Source organism: Clostridiales bacterium, from assembly GCA_012512255.1.
Classification (GTDB): domain Bacteria; phylum Bacillota; class Clostridia; order Christensenellales; family DUVY01; genus DUVY01.
Window position 1 is genome coordinate 1 of the sequence record JAAZDJ010000044.1, and the last position, 19,981, is coordinate 19,981.

Consider the following 19,981-nt stretch of genomic DNA (forward strand, 5'->3'; position numbering starts at 1 on the left):
ATATTATAATAAATCTTTACTTGAATTTAGATTATTAGGGCGGCGAAACATAAACTTCCAACATCAATATTATATATGTTTTTTTTCGTTCGCCTGTTAACAAAAATTATTTGCTTTTTGGGCTGAAAATTAAAGCCGCGATATACGAAAACACGGTCACGGCGCCAAGACCCGCAGCCGTTTGGACGATTCCGCCGCTAAACATTCCCAAAAAACCTTCGGTTTTTACGGCTTTAATAGCGCCTTTTGCCAAAGAACTTCCAAATCCCATAATGGGAACGGTAAATCCCGCGCCCGCAAACTCTTTTAAATACTTAAATACGCCAATCGCCTCTAAAAAGACGCCTGCGACCAAAAAAATAACCAATATTCTAGCCGAAGTAAGCTTTGTTTTTATGATTAATATTTCCGCCAGAACGCAAAGCAAGCCGCCTATTATAAAAACTTTAATATACATCAAAAATGTTTCCATAGATCACTTCTCCAATAAAACCAAATGCGCGATGCAAGGTATGCTTTCTCCCTGTTGAACTATGATCGTGCTTAATAACGCGCCGGTGGCTATAAAAATAACTTTTTTATACTGGCCTTGTTCCATTTTGGGCAATATAAACGCTTCTAAGACCGCGGCGCCGCAGCCGCAGCCGCTCCCGCCTTCCGAGGTATATTGGTCGTGATGATAAATGGACGCGCCGCAATCCATATAATTTTGCCCCAAATGGTAACCTTTTTCTTTCATCAATACTCTTAACAAATCGCTGCCTAGCTTGCCCAAGTCCCCTGTTACTATCAAATCATAATCATCGGCCTTAGTATTGGTATCTATAAAAAATTGGACTAATGTGCTCATTGCCGCGGGCGCCATTGCCGCTCCCATGTTGGCAGAATCGGTTACGCCGTAATCTTCCACTTTACCTACGCAAGCTTTTGTAATTTTTATTCCTTGATTTACAAGCCCGACTATAACCGCGGCAGCCGCCGTTACCGTATGCTGCGAATATTTTTGTTTCTGCGCGCCCAGTTCTAACGGTCCTCTGAATTGTCGTTCCGCGCTGGCGTAATGGCTTCCGGTCACGCATGCCGCAACTTCGCCAAATCCCCCGTCTATGAATATAGCCGAAAATATTAGACCTTCGGCCATCGTCGAGCATGCGCCATAAATGCCCATATAAGGGATATCAAACAGTCTAGCGCAATAACTTGACGATATTATTTGGTCTAATAAATCGCCCGAAAACAATATATCTATCTCATTGGGCTTAATCCCCGCCTTTTTGATAGCGTTATGTAAAGCATAAACGAACATCTTGCTTTCGGCTTTTTCAAATGTTTTTTCATCAAACTTTGTGTCGCTTAAAACATCATAAAAATATTCTGAAAACGGCCCGTCTTTTTCTTTTTGTGACACTACAGAATGGCTGCTGAATATCCTTGGCTCGTTTTCAAATATGTAAGTCTGTTTGCCTATTTTTTTTAATTTTTTATTTTTTGTTCTTTTTAAGGTTTTAACGCCTTTGGTAAGATTTAGGTCTATTTCTACGCCAAAATCAAATAACCTCATACTTTCACCTAAAACAACCCGATAATATAATATATTAACCCCACAATAAAGGACGCCAAGATTCCGTTGACAATAACAGGTCCTGCGATGGTGTAAAATTTGCTACTTAATCCAAAAATAATCCCTTCGGACTTAAACTCTATGGCGGCGCTGGAAATTGCGTTGGCAAAACCCGTAATAGGCAAAAAAGAACCGCCTCCGCCGTAATAGGCGATTTTATCAAAAACTCCGATACCCGTTAGCAATGCCGTTAAAAATATTAACACTATCAAAGCAATGGTTTGCGCTATATCGTCCGGCACGGATAAAATTATCTTTGACAAATCAAACAAAATTTGACCAAACAAACAAATAACTCCCCCTATCCAAAACGCGTTAAGCAAAGATTTCCAAGTCGTTTGTTTGGGCGATACAAGCTCCACATAATCCGTATATTTTTTGTTTCTTTCTTTATATTGTTGTTTAAATTTTTCTCCTGTCGGCATGTCCATGGTTTTTTTCCTCTTTATACGGGCTTTTTATTATGGTTTCATTGTCTTCAATGTTGAAATATATCCTTTGTTTGTCTTTATACACTTTCATTTGCGCCACCTCGCTTTTGATATTAATATCTCATAAAATTTGAGTTAATATTCATTGCTATTAGATAAAATTAAGCTTAGACACAGTAGTTATCGTTAAGAAAAAATAATTTTTGATTTTAAAATAATTTTCCAAAAATTTGCAAAAAATATCTTTTAAAGGAGGATAACAAAAAATGAAAAAGCTTTTAGCGTTTTGTTTATCTTTTGGGTTTGCAATATCGCTTTTGACTGGTTTACATATCAAAAATTACGCGCATGCCGACGGCGCCGTTGAGCAAGACAACCAATATATTATTTCTTATGTTGAATATTCATTGTATAACCAAGACGGCAATCTTATTAAAAGCGTAAAACAAGGCAAAATTTTTATCGTTACCGAGGATAATACGGCTAACAATCCAAAAAAATATGATATTTTGGAAAAAGACTATCAAACAGACAATACAAAATCGGAAGAATATAACGATTATAAAATCCAACCTCTAAAAATCATTAATTATGAAGGACAAAAACCCGTCCAGAAAAGACCAAGACCAATTATGCCGATTATGGACGCGCAAAACGCATAAAAAAATGGCTAAAACTAATTTTAGCCATTTGGAACGATTTTTTCTTTTGATCCCATATATATTCTTAAAGGTTTGGGTATATTAACTGATCCGTCCGCGTTTAGATTGTTTTCTAAAAACGCTATAAGCATTCTAGGCGGCGCTACTACCGTGTTGTTCAAAGTGTGCGGATAATAATTGCCTTCGGCGCTTTTTACCCTAATGCCTAGTCTTCGCGCTTGGGCTTCTCCCAAATTAGAACAGCTGCCCACTTCAAAATATTTCTTTTGACGCGGCGACCAGGCTTCGACATCCACGCTCTTGACCTTTAAGTCCGCCAAGTCCCCCGAACAACATTCCAACACCCTTACGGGAATATCTAAAGACCTAAAAAAGTCCACGGCTGTTTGATACAAAACCTTAAACCAATGCATGCTCTCTTCGGGTTTGCATACAATTACCATTTCTTGTTTTTCAAATTGATGCGTTCTGTACACTCCCCTTTCTTCAATGCCATGCGCGCCCACTTCTTTTCTAAAACAAGGCGAATAGCTGGTTAATTTATAAGGCAGCTCTTCTTCGGGCAAGATTGAATCAATAAATTTTCCTATCATTGAATGCTCGCTTGTCCCTATCAAATATAAATCTTCATCTTCAATTTTATACATCATATTTTGCATCTCGTCAAAACTCATAACGCCGTTTACCACATTTCCGCGAATCATAAAAGGCGGAATGTAATAGGTAAAGCCCTTGTCAATCATAAAATCGCGGGCATATGTCAATATAGCCGAATGCAATCTTGCTATATCGCCGCAAAGATAATAAAAACCGTTTCCGCTCGTTTTTCGCGCGCTTTCAAGGTCAATGCCGTTTAGCCTTTCCATTATGTCTATATGATACGGTATCTCAAAATCGGGAACAATAGGCTCGCCTATTTTTTCAATTTCAACATTTTCGGTTTGGTCTTTTCCTATGGGAACGCTTTCGTCAATAATATTGGGAATGACAAGCATTATTTCATTAATTCTTTTTGAAAGCGCGTATTCTTGTTCTTTTAGGGTTTCAAGCTCTTGCGCTATTTCTTCTACTTGTCTTTTGGCTTCAATGGCTTGCTCGTTTAGACCTTTTGCCAAAAAAGCGCCTATTTCCTTGCTTATAGAATTTCTACGGTTTCTTAACGTATCCGCCTTTGTTTTTATCGCTCTGTATTCTTCGTCAAGCTTAACAACTTCATCCACCAAAGGAAGTTTTTCGTCTTGAAATTTTTTCTTAATATTTTCTTTGACAAGTTCGGGATTATTGCGCAATAATTTGATATCAATCATAATCTCGCTCCTTTTTTATGTTTTTATAAAAAAACCTTCCTATCCCTACCAATTTGGGACGGAAGGACTCCGCGTTGCCACCCAAGTTGCCGTTATATACTAACGACCGCCTCAACGGCGCTTATAAAGGACGCCACCCCTTAAGGCATTACGCCTTACCGCTCAAAAGTGGATAAGACCAAACATCTTTAACGATTCGCACCAAACACCGTCTCTCTGAAAAAGATTGTTTTGGTCGCAGCTTTTTCATCGCGTTTTTTTATTATGTTTGGAATATATTATATACATTTTTTATAGCGTTTACAAGCCATTTTCTTGATCTTTTGGAAAAAACTTGTTTTTTATCTTTTCTATAATCTTGCTTTCCAGTCTTGAAACTTGGACTTGGCTAACTCCCAGCATTGCGGCTACTTCGCTTTGCGTTTTGTCCCTATAATATCTCATAATTATTATTTTCTTTTCCCTTTCGCTTAATTCATTTATAATGTCGGTCAAAATCAATTTATCCAAAATATCGTCCGTGTTTTCGTTTTCGCTAGAAATTTTATCAATAAGGCTCGAAGAAAAATCGGAATCGTCGCCTTTTTCATAAAGCGATATGGGAAATTTTGAGGAATCCATAGCGAAAACAATTTCTTGCGGTTCTAGGTTAAACTCTTTGGAGAGCAACTCTATGCTAGGATCGGTTGCGTGATTTTTTTTGTAATTTTCTATAAATTGATTAATTTTATTGGATAATATCTTTAATGTTCTAGAAACCTTGATATACCCGTCGTCCCTTAAAAACCTTTTGACTTCTCCGGCTATCATTGGAACGGCATAAGTAGAGAACTTAACATTATATGAAGTGTCAAAATTTTTTATCGCTTTCAAGAAACCCATTGATCCTAATTGGTATAAGTCATCATAATCCACGCCCTTATTTATATAACGCCTGATTATGCTCTTTATTAACGGCGAATTATGAATCAACAGCTTAGTCTTAGCCTCCTCATCGCCTTTTTGAGCTTTGGCTATTAATTCAATTGTCTCATTATGTTCAAGCACTTAAAATTTTCTCCAAATATTTTTATAGGAGTATTAATAATTAACCTTTTATCGTTTTGCTCATTATTACCTTAACGCCGCCATTTTCATTGGGCGCGACTTCCAAAGAATCCATAAATGTTTCCATAACCGTAAAACCCATGCCCGTTCTTTCTTCTTCGGGCTTAGTCGTAAAATACGGCTGTCTAGCTTTTGGTATGTCTTTTATCCCTATGCCGTTGTCGCTTACCTCTATATGTAGCGTTTTGCCAATAATCTTAGCCTTGATAGTGATATATCCCTCTTGCCTGTCATAGCCGTGCACAATGCTGTTGGTAACGGCTTCGCATACGGCTGTTTTTATGTCGTTAATCTCTTCTAGGCTAGGGTCCATTTCTACGGCAAAAGCCGCGACCGCGCTTCGCGCAAAAGATTCGTTTTTTGAAAGAGCGGGAATTGTAAGTATCATTTCATTATCAACTTTCATGATTTATGCTCCTTAAATTAACCAATTTTGGGCATTATTTCATACAGCCCGGTCATTGTGAAAATTTTATCAACTGTTTTGCTGGGATTGGCAATAAAAATCGGGATATTCTTGGCTTTTAGTTTTTTGAACCGTCCAATCATAATTCCCACTCCTGTGCTATCCATAAAAGTAAGCTCGGACAAATCCACGACTACTCTTTTCATATCGTTTTGCGTTATCAACTTGTCAAGCTCGTTCCTGGTATATACCGCCGTGTGTTCGTCCAGCTCGCCGTATATGGCAATATAAAGCGTGTTGTTAAACAATTTGTTTTCAATTCTCATTTTTCAAAACTCCCTTATAAAAGTGTATAGTCTTTGCCTTATAGGATTATTGAACATTTTTTGGGTTTTTAAACTATTTTGTAGAAAAATTAAAGCCAAAGGCAAAAAATAATTATTGCCTTTGCGCCTTATGGCAAGATGATAAAAAAATAAAAAAGACTTAAATTTAATTTTTAGTGGTTCGTCAGTAAATTTAGCCCAAAAATTATCTAATTAAAAAAAACGCATAAAAAATACCACTCTTAAAGAGTGGTATTTAGGTATTACTCTGAATAAGATATATATTAATAATTTATATATTAATAATTTTCCGCCCTTAATTCAAAATAAGCTCTAGGATGCGCGCATACGGGACATTCCTTGGGAACTTTTTTGCCTCTGAAGATATGCCCGCAATTTCGGCAAATCCAAACTTGCTCTTCGTCCCTTTCAAACACTTTATTGTTTTTAATGTTTTCAAGAAGTTTTTTATAGCGTTCCTCGTGTTCTTTTTCTATTTTTGCTACCATTTCCATCTTTGCGGCGATTTCAGGGAAGCCTTCTTCTCTTGCCGTTTTGGCAAATTCGGCATACATTGTCGTCCACTCATAATTTTCGCCTGCAGCCGCGGAAATGAGATTTTCGGCGGTGTCCCCTATCAATCCCAACGCCTTATACCAAAGCTCGGCATGTTCTTTTTCATTTTGCGCGGTTTGCAAGAATATATCGGCTATTTGTTCATAGCCTTCCTTTTTGGCAACAGAAGCAAAAAAAGTGTATTTTGTTCTTGCCATTGATTCGCCGGCAAACGCTTCTTGCAGGTTTTTTTCAGTTTGTGTGCCTTTTAAATCTTTCATAATAATCTCCTTTATTTTATATAATTTTTCATTTAAATTCATACTAAATATTAAATTATAAGTAAAACAGCGTATTTAAAATTCATTAAAATGTTAGACTAACCTTACTTATCGTCCTTATTCTTGTTAATTTCTTTTTTTAGTCTTTCTATCAACATTGGCTCTTCGCCGTTACTTGACGGCAAATAAAATTTAGCGTCTTTTAGACTATCGGGAAGATATTGTTGTTCAATATATCCCCCATAATCATGCGGATATTTATAGACTGAGTTATCGTCAATTACATGAGGATAACTTCTATCCCTTATATAATGCGGCACAATATCGTCTTTAGTAAAATTAACGGCCTCTTTAGCCGCGTACATAGCTTTTACAACCGAATTTGATTTAGGCGCAAGGCAAACATAAATAATAGCGTGCGTCAAAGGTATATTACCCTCGGGCAAGCCCAATCTTTCCAAGGCCAAGTAAGCATTGACCGCTAAGGTTAAGGCCCGCGAATCGGCCAGCCCGACATCTTCGCTTGCATGAACAACCAATCTTCTTGCTATTAACAACGGATCGCATCCGGCTTCTATCAATCTGTTAGCCCAATATAACGCCGCATTTGGATCGGAGCCTCTCAACGACTTGCAAAAGGCGCTCAAAAAGTCATAATACACTGATTGGTCTATGGACAATGCTTTCGCTTGAATGGATTGCTCCGCGATAGTTTTGTCAATTTTAATGCAGCCCTCTTTATCAGGCGGCGTTGTCATAACAGCAAGTTCCAACGCGTTAAGCGCCACTCTTAAATCCCCCGCGCTCGCCCATGCCCAATGCTTGTAGGCTTGCTCGTCTATTTTGATTTTGAGATTGCCAAATCCCTTCGGGCTTGACACAACCCGCTTCAAAAACTCTATAATATCGTCTTGCGCGATTGGCAAAAACTCAAAAATGCGACATCTGGACACTATCGCGCGCGTCATTGAGACATATGGATTTTCTGTAGTGCTGCCAATAAATATTATTATGCCCTTTTCAATTGCGGCCAAAACGCTATCCGATTGCGCCTTGTTCCAGCGATGACATTCGTCAAGCAATAGATAAGTTTTTTGGGAATAAAGCTTTAGTCGGTTTTCAGCCTCTTCAATAACCCTTTTTGCGTCGGCAACGCCGCTAGATACGGCGTTTAGTTTTTCAAAGTAGGCGTTTGATGAATGGGCTATTATATTGGCCAAAGTGGTTTTGCCTGTGCCGGGCGGACCGTAAAAAATACAGCTGCCCAATTTGTCAGCCGCAATCGCCCTACGAAGCAGTGAATTTGGCCCTACTATATGTTTTTGCCCGATAAATTCGTCCAAGGTTTCGGGCCTTACTCGTTCATATAAGGGCGCCATTGTTCTGGCGGACATGCTGAATAAATCCATAAGTTGATTATAGCACAAAAAGTTTATACTTCAACAACTATTTGACTTGAGGATAAAGATTTGTTTAGCGTTATATAATTGATGTTGTGATATTTTATGCCGTCTATGCTCAAAATCGGCTCTTTTAGTCCTTTGTTTAATATTGCAATATTTATTTGGCTGCCGTTATAATCGTAAAGGACTTCGCATTTATCCCAAGCCGAAGGCAAATTAGACTCAATAATTAATTTTCGGCCGCGTCTTTTTATTCCTAATATATATTCTATTACTACTTTATACATCCAAGCCGCGGAACCTGTGTAATATGTCCATCCCGCCTGCCCATAAAACAATTCGTTTGAATATACATCAGCGGGCACAACATAAGGCTCGCCTTTATACCTTTCAACCTGTTCTTTGGTCAAACAATGAGTTATTGGATTAATTAATTCCAGCGCCTTATACGCCTTATCCTTTTGTCCGTTCTTTATCAAAGCCAAAACATACCATAAGGCGGCGTGCGTGTATTGACCGCCGTTTTCTCGGACGCCTTTAGGATAATTTTTAATATATCCCGCCGGCAATTCTTTAATGGGCGGATCCATAAGCTTGATTATGCGATATTCATAATCCACAAGCCTATCTTCTGCTGATTTTAACGCCGTTTTTGCCCTGTCTTCATCGCCTATTTCGGATATAATAGCCCAAGCCTGGCTTAATAAATCAATCTTGCATTCTCTACTTTCTACGCTTCCTAAAGGATAACCGTTGTCAAAATACGCGCGACGATACCATTCGCCGTCCCAGCAAAATTCATTAACGGCCTTTTTAAGCTCTATTATTTCATTTTTGTATTCGCTAATTAAGGCGGAAGACCTAACCAGCGGCAAAAATTCGTTTAGGCAATAGCATAAAAACATGCTCAACCAAACGCTTTCGCCTTCGCCTTTATGCCCGACTTTGTCAAGCGCGTCGTTCCAATCTCCCCCGCCTATTAACGACAATCCGCGATGGCTTCGCCTTAAAATAGCCAGTTCCAGCGCTTTTACGCAATGCATATAGATAGTGTCGTTTATAGGCGAGACCTCGGGATTTTCATATCTGCTATACTCGTCTTTAGCGAGCGCGGGCGAGCGCAAATAAGGCGCTTTTTCGTCCAATATCCCAAAATCGCCCGTATATTTGATATATTCCATTACCAGTAACGGCAGGAACAATAGATCGTCAGTAATTATCGTTTTAGTGCCGATTCTCTCGGGATGCCACCAATGCTGGACATCTCCTTCTTCATATTGATGCGCCGCGCAAAGCAAAATATGTTCTTTCACGGCTTGCGGGTCAATATACAACACAGCCAAACAATCTTGCAATTGGTCTCTAAAACCGTAAGCTCCGCCAGCTTGATAGTATCCGCATCTGCCGTAAAACCTTGAGCATAAAACCTGATAAGGCAGCCTATTTATTAATCTATCTAATTCTTTTGAGGGCGTTTTAATTTTGACGCAAGATAAAGATTTAAAATGTTCTACGCACTTGTTTCGCGCGGTATTGACATCGGCGATTTCATATTTTTTATCGGACAACCAAAAGTTAATTTCTTTGGTTTGATTTGGTAATAACTTGATTTTTGTTTTTATCGCCAAGCTGGGATTAGAACAGCTTAAATTAATCCAATCGCCGCCGTTTTTCCAATATTCAAAATCCCGCGAGGAGAATATACAATCAAAGTCATTCTGATCCGTTCCAAAATATACGCTAACTTTATTGGACGCATTAAACCCAAATACCCTATTATTTTCTTTTTTGAAATATAACTTGTCCCCCTGTTCAATTTTATTAACGCCTAACACTACGTCTAGATTAATAGCAAGACTTAATTTTCTTTCCGTATTAGAGGTGTTTTTTAGGCTGACATTAAATATTTTGGCGTCATAGTCAATATCCAAAAATTGCGAACAAACAGAAATAATGCCGTTGTAAGATGTTTCAAAAATTGTTTGGCCCAAATCATGCGTTACTATATATTGTGCGTCAGGATTTTCTATGTCTTTAGTTATTTTCCAACATGCCTTAGTATTTTCATCTCTTAAAACAATCTCTTCCGAACACTTGTCAAAAACCACATCGTTTTGCCAAGCGGTCAATTTGTATTCCCTTGAATTTTTGGACCATGTATAGCCGCCGCCTTTTTCGGTAATTAATGTTCCAAAATTATTGGTCGCTAATATATTGCTCCAAGGCAAAGGCGTATTATCTCTAGAAAGGTCAATATAATACGCGCTATCTTCCAAGAACCCTCCAAGCCCAAGTTCCATATCTAGATTTTTGGTCTTTAAAGACTGTGCGTGCAAAATTTTGGGTTTTGATGTTTTTGTTGTTGGATAGGCTGTTGACTGGATGTTGTCAACTTTAAATACGCTGTCAAAATAATATTGCGATACTCTTTTTAATATGTTAACTATGTTATGGTCTGTTCTTGTAAGATTGATTATCTTGATTTTATTCTCCAAAACCATATTGCGCAAAGACAGTCTGTCTATCACGCCATTTATATCGTCCAATAATGGATTAATATACATTTCGGGTTCTGAATACATCAATACCAAAATTGTCTTAAGTCCGTAGGAAGACAAATATTTAAAAATTTCAACTATTTTTAATAATTCATTAATATTGCCGTCCCTATAAAAAAAGCTGATTATAGGGTGCGTCGCAAAAACGCCGTTTTTAAATAATATGTTTATATCGTCTTGCAAATCCGTATAATCGCCGTCATATGTTATCACGCAGGTCTTTAGGCGGCTATACATTGCCATGACTTTTTCCATAAGATTTTTTTCAGGCGAAAAAGCGGTCCAAAGCTGTTTAAAATAAATTGTTGAGGTGTCAATTGCCTTATCAATCGCCTTGTCGCATGAATAAGAACAAATAGCATCCTTTATCGCATCCAAACTCTTGCTTGCCGTTATAATATAATTTATTGTTGTTTGGCTCATAGGATTTAGGGTTAGGTCTTTTATCGCGCCCAATACAGGCTCAAGTATTTCGCCAAAGCTGTCGGCTCTTTCGTTTTTTATTCTTGTCCAACCTAAGCCGTCCCTTGAATGGAAATTAAACCTATTTGATTCATATTGCGCCTTGCCTTCGTATATTGAAACCGCTAAATACACAGGATCTTTTTCGTTATTGCGATATGTGTATATTATATTGTCGTTCAATTTTTCTGTTTTGATTACCATGTTATTAAAAACAGGATGCGCGTAATAACTTTCATCAAAGGTCAAAACAGGTTCAATAAAAAAGGCAGCTCTGCACGATACCTTTTCAGTTCCGTCGTTTATGATTGTCAAACTTCTTATTTCGCCGTCATAATCCTGCATCACGGCTATTTTTAGTTCGAGAGTAATATTATTATGTTTGTATCTATATAAACTGAAAGAACTATTTTGGATTACCGTCTGAGAATTTGCCATCAGCTTAATAACTTGACCGTCCAAGAACAGATTAACGCCGTTGCAAAAATTACATTCTTTGTTTAGCGTAATGCCATTTAATACCGCGCAGCCGTTTCCCTCATCGTCTAGGGCAAGATGATAGCGTCCGTTAGTCATTAGGTTGTATGCTGGCAAGACGGGCTTTTGCGTAATTACTTTGGTAATTGGCTCTAGGCCAACAACGGGCAATTGCTTGTATATTGTTTTCTTTTGCGCGTAATCTATCATAGGCTCAAACAACATAATATCAAAAGCCTTAATTTCGGTTACCGACATAAACCTTTCTATAATTATGTCATTATTTAATAGATTATTAATCGCGCATAAAATCATTCCATGGTGGTGCGCCATGTAAGTTTTGTTTATATGCGCGCTTTGGGTAAGGTCTAGCGCTTCATACAAGCCGTAATCCCCCATAAGTCCTTGCGCTATTAATCTGTTTATATTTTTTAACGCTTTTTGGAGCGCAAATGACAACGCTAACATAGAAGAATATGGCGATATGACAAAGTTATCGCTCATATTCTTTAACGCCAAATAAGGCGTTCCAAACGCCTTATATTGATAGTTTTTTTGATCGTCCAGCATAAAATATTGCGATTCCGATATGCCCCAAATATCAAAACCTAATTTATTCGCGTATTTAATATGGGAGTTTATGCTGTTAATACAGGACTGATACAGCATGGAGCCTTCGTATATCCTTAAAAACAAAAACGGCATCAAATATTCAAACATTCCTCCGGTCCAAGAAAATAACGCATAGCCGTCATATTTTACAGGGGCTCGGGATAAGTGGTTCCAATGCTCTTTAGGAACTTTGCCTAACGCTACCGCCAAAAAGCTCGTGAGCATTGCTTCGCTTGCCATCAGGTCATAATGGATTTTGTCAAATGTTTTAGTGTCCGTGCCTATATAAAAAAGCTTTTTGCTGCTGTCATATAATTTTGATAAATTCATTTTTTCTATCAATCTTTTTATTCTGGCTCGCAAAACATCTTTCTTTTTTAATGTTTGCCGCGCCACTATTAAAGCCGCGAGTAGATTGCCGTTATCCACAGTTGAAACATAGCGTCTTAATATTCGTAGGCTTTGGGTGTCATACCAATTATATAAATTGCCGTGCCATTTTTTTAGTTTGCATACTACGTCTATAATTCCCAATAAAGTATTATATAGCTCAGAATAATCAATTAATTTCAAATCATATGCGCAAATTGCGCTTAATATCTGGTATCCAATATTTGTGGGCGAAGTGCGCTTAGCGCTGTAATTAATAAAATCTTCTTGAAAGTTATCGCATACAAGCCGGTTTTGAGTGTTATATCCAAAATCAATAAAATATTGATAAGTCTTTTTCGCAATATCAAGCAGCATTTTTTGGTCGTCATCGCTGATTATATGCGTTTTTTGCGGCTTAATTGAAGAATAATAAGCTAAAGGAATAGAAGATAAAAACAACAGACTAAATAAGCTATAATAATAAGCATTTGTGCCTAAAATCCAAAGCGTCAGGCTTGAAAAAAGCAAAATTACGGCTAAACAAGGCAATAAAAGCTCCCCAAACCAAAAACCCATTGAGTTTTCGGCTTTATTAAACGAATGCGCGAAAGTGTTCCATTTTAGCAAATTCTTTTTTGATATAATCATGCGATAAAGCGATTGGCAAATCGCTTTAAATAAATTAAATGAAATATACGGAAGGCAGGCGGCAAAAATAATTGCCCGTAATAACGTTTGCTTTGACTCTCTCAAAAAAGCATAAGTAAATCTATTTCTAAATGAATTAAATATTAATGAATATAATGTAAGAAAAAAATCAAAGCTTAAAATTAAGCCCATTGTTATTAAAGGAACAGCGCCCAAAAAAATTGACAAAAACAAAAGCAAAAGCGCGCTTATATAGATAAGACTAAAATTAATATTGCTTATGATACGCCATTTGGTTAGCAAATTGACTTGATTTTTTATTTTGATATTGTTTTCATCTTTGACTTTATTTTTTAAAAAAATTATATTTTGCCAATCCCCCCTAGTCCAACGAGTTGAGCGCGACATATATGTTTTTAAATTATCGGGCGCGTTTTCGTATAATATTACATCGCTGTCTATGGAGTTAAGCAAAGCCCCTTCAATAATGTCATGGCTTAATACCCAATTTTTAGGCAATTTGTTTTTGAGTTTTTGGTTAAATCTTTGAACATCTATTATGCCTTTCCCGCAAAACAATCCTTGGTCAAACACATCGGAGCCTATGCTTTTGCCATGCAAAGAATACACATCATATCCCCTGCCATCGGCAAATGCGTAAGAAAAAGGCGTTTTTATGCTTGATATAGGATTAGTGCGAATCGCAAAGCTAATAAGGTCGTATTTTATATTTTGGGGATGGGCCATTGTTTCAATAATTTCCCTGCATTGCATAGTAAAAGAATCGCTATCAAGCGCTATTAAATACTTGATTTTAGAAGTTGTTTGCCCTAAGATTAAGCAAAAACAATCATGGACATTCTCGCCGCACAAAAAAGATACTAATTTGGAAAACGCTCCCCTTTTTCTTTCTTCGCCTGAATATTTTTTTTCGGACGGGACATAACTTCTTCTGCGCCAAAAAATATTATAGTCATCGGGATTTAGTTTTTGGTAAAATAATTTTTTAGCATAGCGCAATAGTTCCTCGTCTTCTTTGGTCATTGCTTTATCGGAAGCCAAAAAATCTACCAGCAAACAAAATCTTATATTATTATAATTATTGGCGGCTTTCAATCTCCTAAGATTTTCTATCGCTTTTTCTAATTCGTTTTTATCGCTTATTAGCTGGGAAACCACAACCATAGAGCGATATTCTTGAGGAATGCCTTGGGAAAAGTCCAATCTTAAAAGCGGCTTGTGTTTGACAGTCATGCTTAAGATTTTGTTTATAATAGATATTGATATATAAATATAAATAGGCATAGATATTAACCAATACAAAATGGACTGCCATAACCTATCAAAAAACAACCAACCTATCAATGCGTTGGCGCCGACAGCAACAAGTGTTATGCAAAAAACATACATTAACGCCCTAAAACTTTTGTATTCTCTTTTGAAAAGCGCGCGGGCGATATGGCTATTTTTCGCATTGCTTAAGGCGACAATATGTCTAGCCAAAAACAATTCGTTTAATTTCTTTTTTTGGGCAAGCCGCGATAATTTTTCCAAATAATATAATTTGCTGACATCAGTACTGTTTTGATAAATTCCCGCCTCTTCTTTTAGAAAAATTTCATTTATAGGGCAGATATCAAGAATAAATTTGGTATTTACATATTCATTAAAAACCCTTAATGAGTTTATCGTGTTTGAAATTAGAATATTATATTTGATTACTTGGCGGTTAAAGCTATCAAGTCGCTCAGAAAAACTAAAACCTAACTTATTACAGTATTTTGTTATTTGGTCAATCTTTTTACGATCTTGACAAAGGTTGATTCCGTATATAAAACTGTTATTTATTAAGTTGTTTTCAAGGTTGCGATTATAGCGGTTGGAACATGCCTTAAAGATATTTTTATTTATTGTTATGCATTTCATTGAGATTATTGCCGCAAACTCCAATAGGCAATAATCTAAAAACAATTTAATGTTATTGCATTCGTCAAATGTTAGCGAACATTCTTCCTGATAAATTTTTAATAGCTGGCTTAAATGCTGGTTGGATATATAACCGTTGCTATGGCGCAAAATAAAGCTGATAATTTCATAAATTCGCGGTCTGTCATTGATATATGGCAGCCTAGGCAAGTTTTGAAGCTTTCTGATAGCGACATCCAAAACGCTTTCCAAATAATAATTATTCTCATATAACCATCTCTCAAATTCCAATAATTGATAGCCTTTTTGAGTTTTTAGACTTATAAGCTTATACGCTTTTCTAATCTTGGAAGCAATCACGCTTATATCCATTGAGCCGATTTTTAGTTTTGTATGTTTGTGAAAAATCGAAAGGCTTCTTACCCTTTCTTTAAGTTCTTCGTAATTGATATTAACCCCCATTTCAAAATAAGGGTCGCCGCGCCATGCGGTTATTTTGATTATTATACCTGATATTATTGCGATTATTACTATCCAAATAAAATAGTGCATATTGAATTATTATGTCCTAAGATAATATATCTTAAACAGCTTGGGTTTTTGGACAGGCAATTTTCCACAAAAATTTTCATATATATGTATAGCCCGTTTTTTATGGAAATAATCTCTTGGCGGTATTATGATAGTTGAAAATCTTTTTACATTTTTAAGCAAAATCTTTTTTTTCACTTCTTATGTCAATAATAAAGGCACTTTTCCTAAGCCGTTATCCCAAGAGGAAGAAAAGAAATATCTTATTTTATGCAAAAACGGCGACGCCGAGGCCAAAGACATATTGATAAGACATAACTTAAGGCTTGTGGCGCATATAGTAAAAAAATTTAATAACGCGGCCGAAGTTGACGATATGATATCGGTCGGAAGCATAGGGTTGATAAAAGCGATTAATACATACTCTCAAGAAAAAGGCACGCAACTAGCCACCTATGCCGCAAAATGTATAGAAAACGAAATATTGATGTACATACGCGCCAATAAAAAACACCGAACCAATTTGTCATTGGCCGATACCGTGGGCATAGATAGGGAAGGAAACGAAATTACTTTGATGGACCTTTTATTTGTAAAGGAAGACAGCGTTGTCGACCAAGTTGAAACCAATATCTTATTGGATAAAATAATGGATATTATCAAAAAGGTATTGGATGAAAGAGAATACACGATAATTAAACTGCGCTATTCATTGGGCGAACAAAAAAGCCTGACGCAGCGCGAGGTCGCGTCAATATTGGGTATATCCCGTTCTTATATATCAAGGATAGAAAAAAAAGCCCTTGCCAAAGTGCGCAATGAGCTTGCCAAATGCAATTTTAATTAAGATTTTTTATACGCTTTAATAATCTCTCCCACATATACTTTATGATAGTCTTTTAACGGATAATTTTTATGTATTTCGCTATCCAAAAACATATTTGGGTCAATTTCTGTTGCGTATATTTTTTTGCAAATTAGCACCATTTCTGATTCCTCAAAATACACAGTCCCATCTGAATAGATAGGCGTCAAATTGCAAGCTTTTGTCTTATCAATCTCCCGTCCCGATTTGCCGCCGCAAATATCATGAACCTTGGAATCAATAGGGAAACTGAGCGAGAAATAATCGTGTTTTTCAAGAAATTCAAAAGTATATCTAATAGGCCTAACAAATATTACCGCAATATTTTTGTTCCAAAGTACGCCCAAAGTCCCCCAGCTTGCCGTCATCATATTGTGTTTTTCTTTGTCGCCCGCGGCAATAAGCATCCATTGCTTGCCTATCAAATCAAATGGGTTTTTGTCAAGGCTTAACAAATCAAACTCTTTTAACATAATTACCTCCTTTTTATATTATATCACAATAACCTGAAAAAGACCTGAGCGTGACTTATTCACTTGAAAAAATATGAAATTAATATATAATAATTTTTATCAATTTGTGGAGGTTTTTTATGAAAAAATACGAATGCGTTTGCGGGTATATTTATGATGAGGCTGTAGGCGATCCCGATAACAATATCGCGCCCGGCACAAAATTTGAAGATCTTCCTGATGATTGGGTTTGCCCTCAATGCGGTTTGGATAAATCCGCTTTTACATTGCTAGAATAAACTATAAAGGCGGTTTAAATTCAAACCGTCTTTTGATTATTTATAGCCTTTAGGAGAAAAAAATATGAAAAAAATTACGCGGGATATTTATTCTGTGGGAGTTTGCAATCCGACATTAAGAATTTTTGATGTCGTTATGGAAACAAAATATGGCACGACATACAACGCCTATTTGATTAAAGACAAAAATAACGTATTAATAGAAGCGGTTTTGGAAAATTTTCGGACAATTATATACAAAATATTGAAGAAATAACCCCCGTTTCCACAATTAAATATTTGATATGTAACCATACCGAGCCCGACCATACGGGTAGCATTATTGGAATTAAACCCCGATATCACCATAGTGGCGAGCGCCGCGGGAATCAAAAATATAACTCAAATTATCAATAAGCCTTTCAATTATATAACGGCTAAAGACGGCGATGAATTGGATTTGGGAAATAATAAATTAAAATTTATTTTCCAGCCCAATTTGCATTGGCCCGATTCTATGTTTACATACATACAAGAACAAAAAATAGTATTCACTTGCGATTTTTTGGGTTCGCATTACGCTGAAGAAGATATAATTGATAAAGACTTAAAATACCCCGACAAATACTTTTCCGTTATAAAAGATTATTTTGACGCCGTAATGAGTCCTTTTAAACCTTGGATTATTAAGGGGCTTGATAAGCTTCAAGACTTAGACATTGAAATTATCGCGATTTCATACGGTCCGATATTGAAAAAATACAAAGACTATGTAATTAATCTATATAAAGAATGGAGTCAAGATACGCTTGAGCCAAAATCAGCGACGATTGCCTATGTGTCTGCATACGGTTACACAAGAAATATCGCGCAAGCTTTTGAGAAAGAATTGAATGATCTGGGAGTCAAAACATATATCTTTGATATTATACATTCTTCGCCGCAAGAAATCTTGTCGGCAATCGAATGCTCTAAGCTTACGCTTATTGGCTCGCCTACTGTTAATAGAGACGCGCTAAAACCCGTGTGGGATATTCTATCTCTTATTAGTCCAATTACAACCAAAGGCAAAACCGCTTTCGCGTTTGGCTCATACGGCTGGAGCGGGGAGGCTTGCCCTAATCTAGAAGCTAGACTAAAAAGCCTGGGCTTGCCATAGGTAGCCCATATTTGAGATTTTTATTCGCGCCGACTCAAGACGAATACCAAACGATATCCCAAACAGCTAAAATACTAGCAGAAAAACTATAGCGATAAGGCGGCTATTAATAGCCGCCTTAATAAAATTTTTTTATATCTTGTATTTTTTAAAACTTTTTTAAATCTCTATTTCTTCATACAAAGCATTTACGCTTCCGTATAAACGGTTTCTTGATATTATAGCAAAAGCGAAAACGCCTATGGTTATCAGCAACCATACGCCAATTTTTATCAAAACAATGATGTTGTTTGGTAAATACGCATTTTGGGAAGCAACTCCCAAAAGACTATACATCGTTGACATAAGCATCATTATTACAAAACTCACGCCCATATTAATAAGAGTCGGTATGGTCGCTCTTTTATTGTTTTTGACCGCCTCGTTGGGAGTGGCCCAATTAAGTTTGGGTTCTTTTAAGTCAAATCTTATAGTGGAATACGCGTAGCCATAACTATATAATCCTAATGTTATAGGGAAAAATATAATCTCTAAAACGCCTAATTTATATACGAAAATAGAAATCAAATAACCTAAAAATATGGTTATATAATTGAGTATTAAGGATATATAAACCTTGGCGTTTATTTGGGTAGTGTAGTCAACGGGAATAACTTTTGAAAGATAAAAAAGTTTGCCCTCGCGGCTGATTGCCGTAGCAGACGCGATATTCATACCGCTACCTAGCATCAATAACATGCCATAAGAAATGCCATAATAGAGATTATGGACCAATTCCGTTGACAAATCCGCCTCTTGTAGGGCTAAAGAATTTATATTCATTAATACAAGTATTATTAGCGGCAATATTATGATGCCGGCAAGGCATTGAAGACCAAACGCCGCCGTTCTTGTAATGTCTTTAAATTCCTTTATCATTAGGGCTTTTAAATGAGACCTGAATTCAGTTTTCTGATTTTTAACGCTTAACGCTTTCGCACTTTCATTTTGTCTTATTGTGCTTTGTTGATAAACCGCGTTTGAGATAAAATAAGCTATTAATAATAATATTAATAATGAAAATACCGCTATAGCTAGATTTACAAGACCGCTTAATGGAGCGCTTAAGCCGTATAACGCCTTATTGGTCGCAAGACACGCTATGGCGTAAAGAGGATAAAATACTTTGGATATGATTTGAGCGACATTAGAAAGGCTGGTTAAAATAGCGTCCATATTATTGGCTATTTCTTCTGTTCTTGTCTGCAATGACATTACGCCGTAAAAATAAGCGCCAAATATTACAGCGTATAATATCAACAAAAATATTGTTGTCAACAAGCCTTTGTTTCTAAAAAATGAGACCAAATACATTATTGGTATAGCGATAATGCTCGCCAGCGCTAAAGGAAATGCAGGCGTTAAAATAAAGCCTAATAAAATTGAAAGATAAAATACAAAACCTTGCGATGTGGCTACGCCTAACGCTATTAATAGCGGAATAACAATAGCCGCAAACGCGACAAGCGCATATAGATAAACTATAACTAATTTCGCCAAAAA

Annotated in this window: 17 protein-coding genes and 1 other annotated feature; of the genes, 5 read left to right on the forward strand and 12 right to left on the reverse strand. The window is 36.7% G+C overall.

Going from position 1 to position 19,981, the window contains the following annotated elements; genetic code table 11:
• Positions 1 to 106: 106 nt before the first annotated feature.
• Genes GX756_02300 through GX756_02310 form a run of 3 tightly spaced genes read right to left on the reverse strand, consistent with a single transcriptional unit; the run spans position 107 to position 2,046 of the window.
• Positions 107 to 460, reverse strand: coding sequence for a SpoVA/SpoVAEb family sporulation membrane protein (locus GX756_02300; protein ID NLC16693.1), 354 nt, complete (start codon positions 458 to 460; stop codon positions 107 to 109).
• Between the two features lie 15 nt (positions 461 to 475).
• On the reverse strand, positions 476 to 1,561 hold the full coding sequence (spoVAD, locus tag GX756_02305) for a stage V sporulation protein AD (protein ID NLC16694.1): 1,086 nt from the start codon (positions 1,559 to 1,561) through the stop codon (positions 476 to 478).
• Positions 1,562 to 1,569: 8 nt separating this feature from the next.
• Positions 1,570 to 2,046, reverse strand: coding sequence for a SpoVA/SpoVAEb family sporulation membrane protein (locus GX756_02310; GenBank protein ID NLC16695.1), 477 nt, complete (start codon positions 2,044 to 2,046; stop codon positions 1,570 to 1,572).
• 272 nt (positions 2,047 to 2,318) lie between these two features.
• On the opposite strand from GX756_02310, the gene GX756_02315 reads away from it, so the two are divergent.
• The gene (locus GX756_02315) at positions 2,319 to 2,714 is read left to right on the forward strand and encodes a hypothetical protein (protein ID NLC16696.1); all 396 of its coding nucleotides are present in this window, start codon (positions 2,319 to 2,321) and stop codon (positions 2,712 to 2,714) included.
• A gap of 20 nt (positions 2,715 to 2,734) precedes the next feature.
• Here the strand turns inward: GX756_02315 and serS are convergent, their stop codons facing one another.
• The 7 genes from serS to GX756_02350 form a co-directional block, all read right to left on the reverse strand.
• Positions 2,735 to 4,021, reverse strand: a complete 1,287-nt coding sequence (gene serS / locus GX756_02320; GenBank protein ID NLC16697.1) for a serine--tRNA ligase — start codon at positions 4,019 to 4,021, stop codon at positions 2,735 to 2,737.
• Positions 4,022 to 4,072: 51 nt separating this feature from the next.
• Positions 4,073 to 4,280: a binding site (T-box leader), on the reverse strand.
• A gap of 41 nt (positions 4,281 to 4,321) precedes the next feature.
• Positions 4,322 to 5,068, reverse strand: coding sequence for a SigB/SigF/SigG family RNA polymerase sigma factor (locus GX756_02325; GenBank protein ID NLC16698.1), 747 nt, complete (start codon positions 5,066 to 5,068; stop codon positions 4,322 to 4,324).
• 40 nt (positions 5,069 to 5,108) lie between these two features.
• A complete protein-coding gene (locus tag GX756_02330; protein NLC16699.1) occupies positions 5,109 to 5,534 on the reverse strand; it encodes an anti-sigma F factor in 426 nt (141 codons plus the stop codon).
• A 17-nt stretch (positions 5,535 to 5,551) separates the two neighbouring features.
• Positions 5,552 to 5,860, reverse strand: coding sequence for an anti-sigma factor antagonist (locus tag GX756_02335; GenBank protein NLC16700.1), 309 nt, complete (start codon positions 5,858 to 5,860; stop codon positions 5,552 to 5,554).
• Positions 5,861 to 6,159: 299 nt separating this feature from the next.
• On the reverse strand, positions 6,160 to 6,696 hold the full coding sequence (locus GX756_02340; protein NLC16701.1) for a rubrerythrin family protein: 537 nt from the start codon (positions 6,694 to 6,696) through the stop codon (positions 6,160 to 6,162).
• Between the two features lie 104 nt (positions 6,697 to 6,800).
• The gene (locus tag GX756_02345) at positions 6,801 to 8,105 is read right to left on the reverse strand and encodes a replication-associated recombination protein A (GenBank protein NLC16702.1); all 1,305 of its coding nucleotides are present in this window, start codon (positions 8,103 to 8,105) and stop codon (positions 6,801 to 6,803) included.
• 23 nt (positions 8,106 to 8,128) lie between these two features.
• Complete coding sequence (locus tag GX756_02350; GenBank protein NLC16703.1) at positions 8,129 to 15,706, reverse strand: hypothetical protein; 7,578 nt, start codon at positions 15,704 to 15,706, stop codon at positions 8,129 to 8,131.
• Positions 15,707 to 15,833: 127 nt separating this feature from the next.
• On the opposite strand from GX756_02350, the gene sigK reads away from it, so the two are divergent.
• The gene (gene sigK / locus GX756_02355) at positions 15,834 to 16,532 is read left to right on the forward strand and encodes an RNA polymerase sporulation sigma factor SigK (protein ID NLC16704.1); all 699 of its coding nucleotides are present in this window, start codon (positions 15,834 to 15,836) and stop codon (positions 16,530 to 16,532) included.
• On the opposite strand, the gene GX756_02360 is transcribed toward sigK, so the two are convergent.
• Entirely contained in the window at positions 16,529 to 17,023 is a 495-nt protein-coding gene (locus tag GX756_02360; GenBank protein ID NLC16705.1) for a flavin reductase family protein, read from the reverse strand. The genes sigK and GX756_02360 overlap by 4 nt on opposite strands.
• Positions 17,024 to 17,142: 119 nt before the next feature.
• Here GX756_02360 and GX756_02365 point away from each other — a divergent pair, with 119 nt between their 5' ends.
• The 3 genes from GX756_02365 to GX756_02375 all read left to right on the forward strand — a co-directional run bounded on the left by GX756_02365 (position 17,143) and on the right by GX756_02375 (position 18,439).
• Positions 17,143 to 17,301 (forward strand): rubredoxin, encoded by a 159-nt coding sequence (locus GX756_02365; GenBank protein ID NLC16706.1) that lies wholly within the window; start codon positions 17,143 to 17,145, stop codon positions 17,299 to 17,301.
• Positions 17,302 to 17,365: 64 nt separating this feature from the next.
• Positions 17,366 to 17,557 carry a hypothetical protein gene (locus GX756_02370; GenBank protein NLC16707.1) on the forward strand — a complete coding sequence of 64 codons (192 nt, stop codon included), beginning with the start codon at positions 17,366 to 17,368 and terminating at the stop codon, positions 17,555 to 17,557.
• Between the two features lie 66 nt (positions 17,558 to 17,623).
• Complete coding sequence (locus GX756_02375) at positions 17,624 to 18,439, forward strand: FprA family A-type flavoprotein (protein NLC16708.1); 816 nt, start codon at positions 17,624 to 17,626, stop codon at positions 18,437 to 18,439.
• Between the two features lie 159 nt (positions 18,440 to 18,598).
• Here GX756_02375 and GX756_02380 read toward each other — a convergent pair.
• The coding region (locus tag GX756_02380) for a hypothetical protein (GenBank protein ID NLC16709.1) at positions 18,599 to 19,981 on the reverse strand (1,383 nt) is incomplete at its 5' end.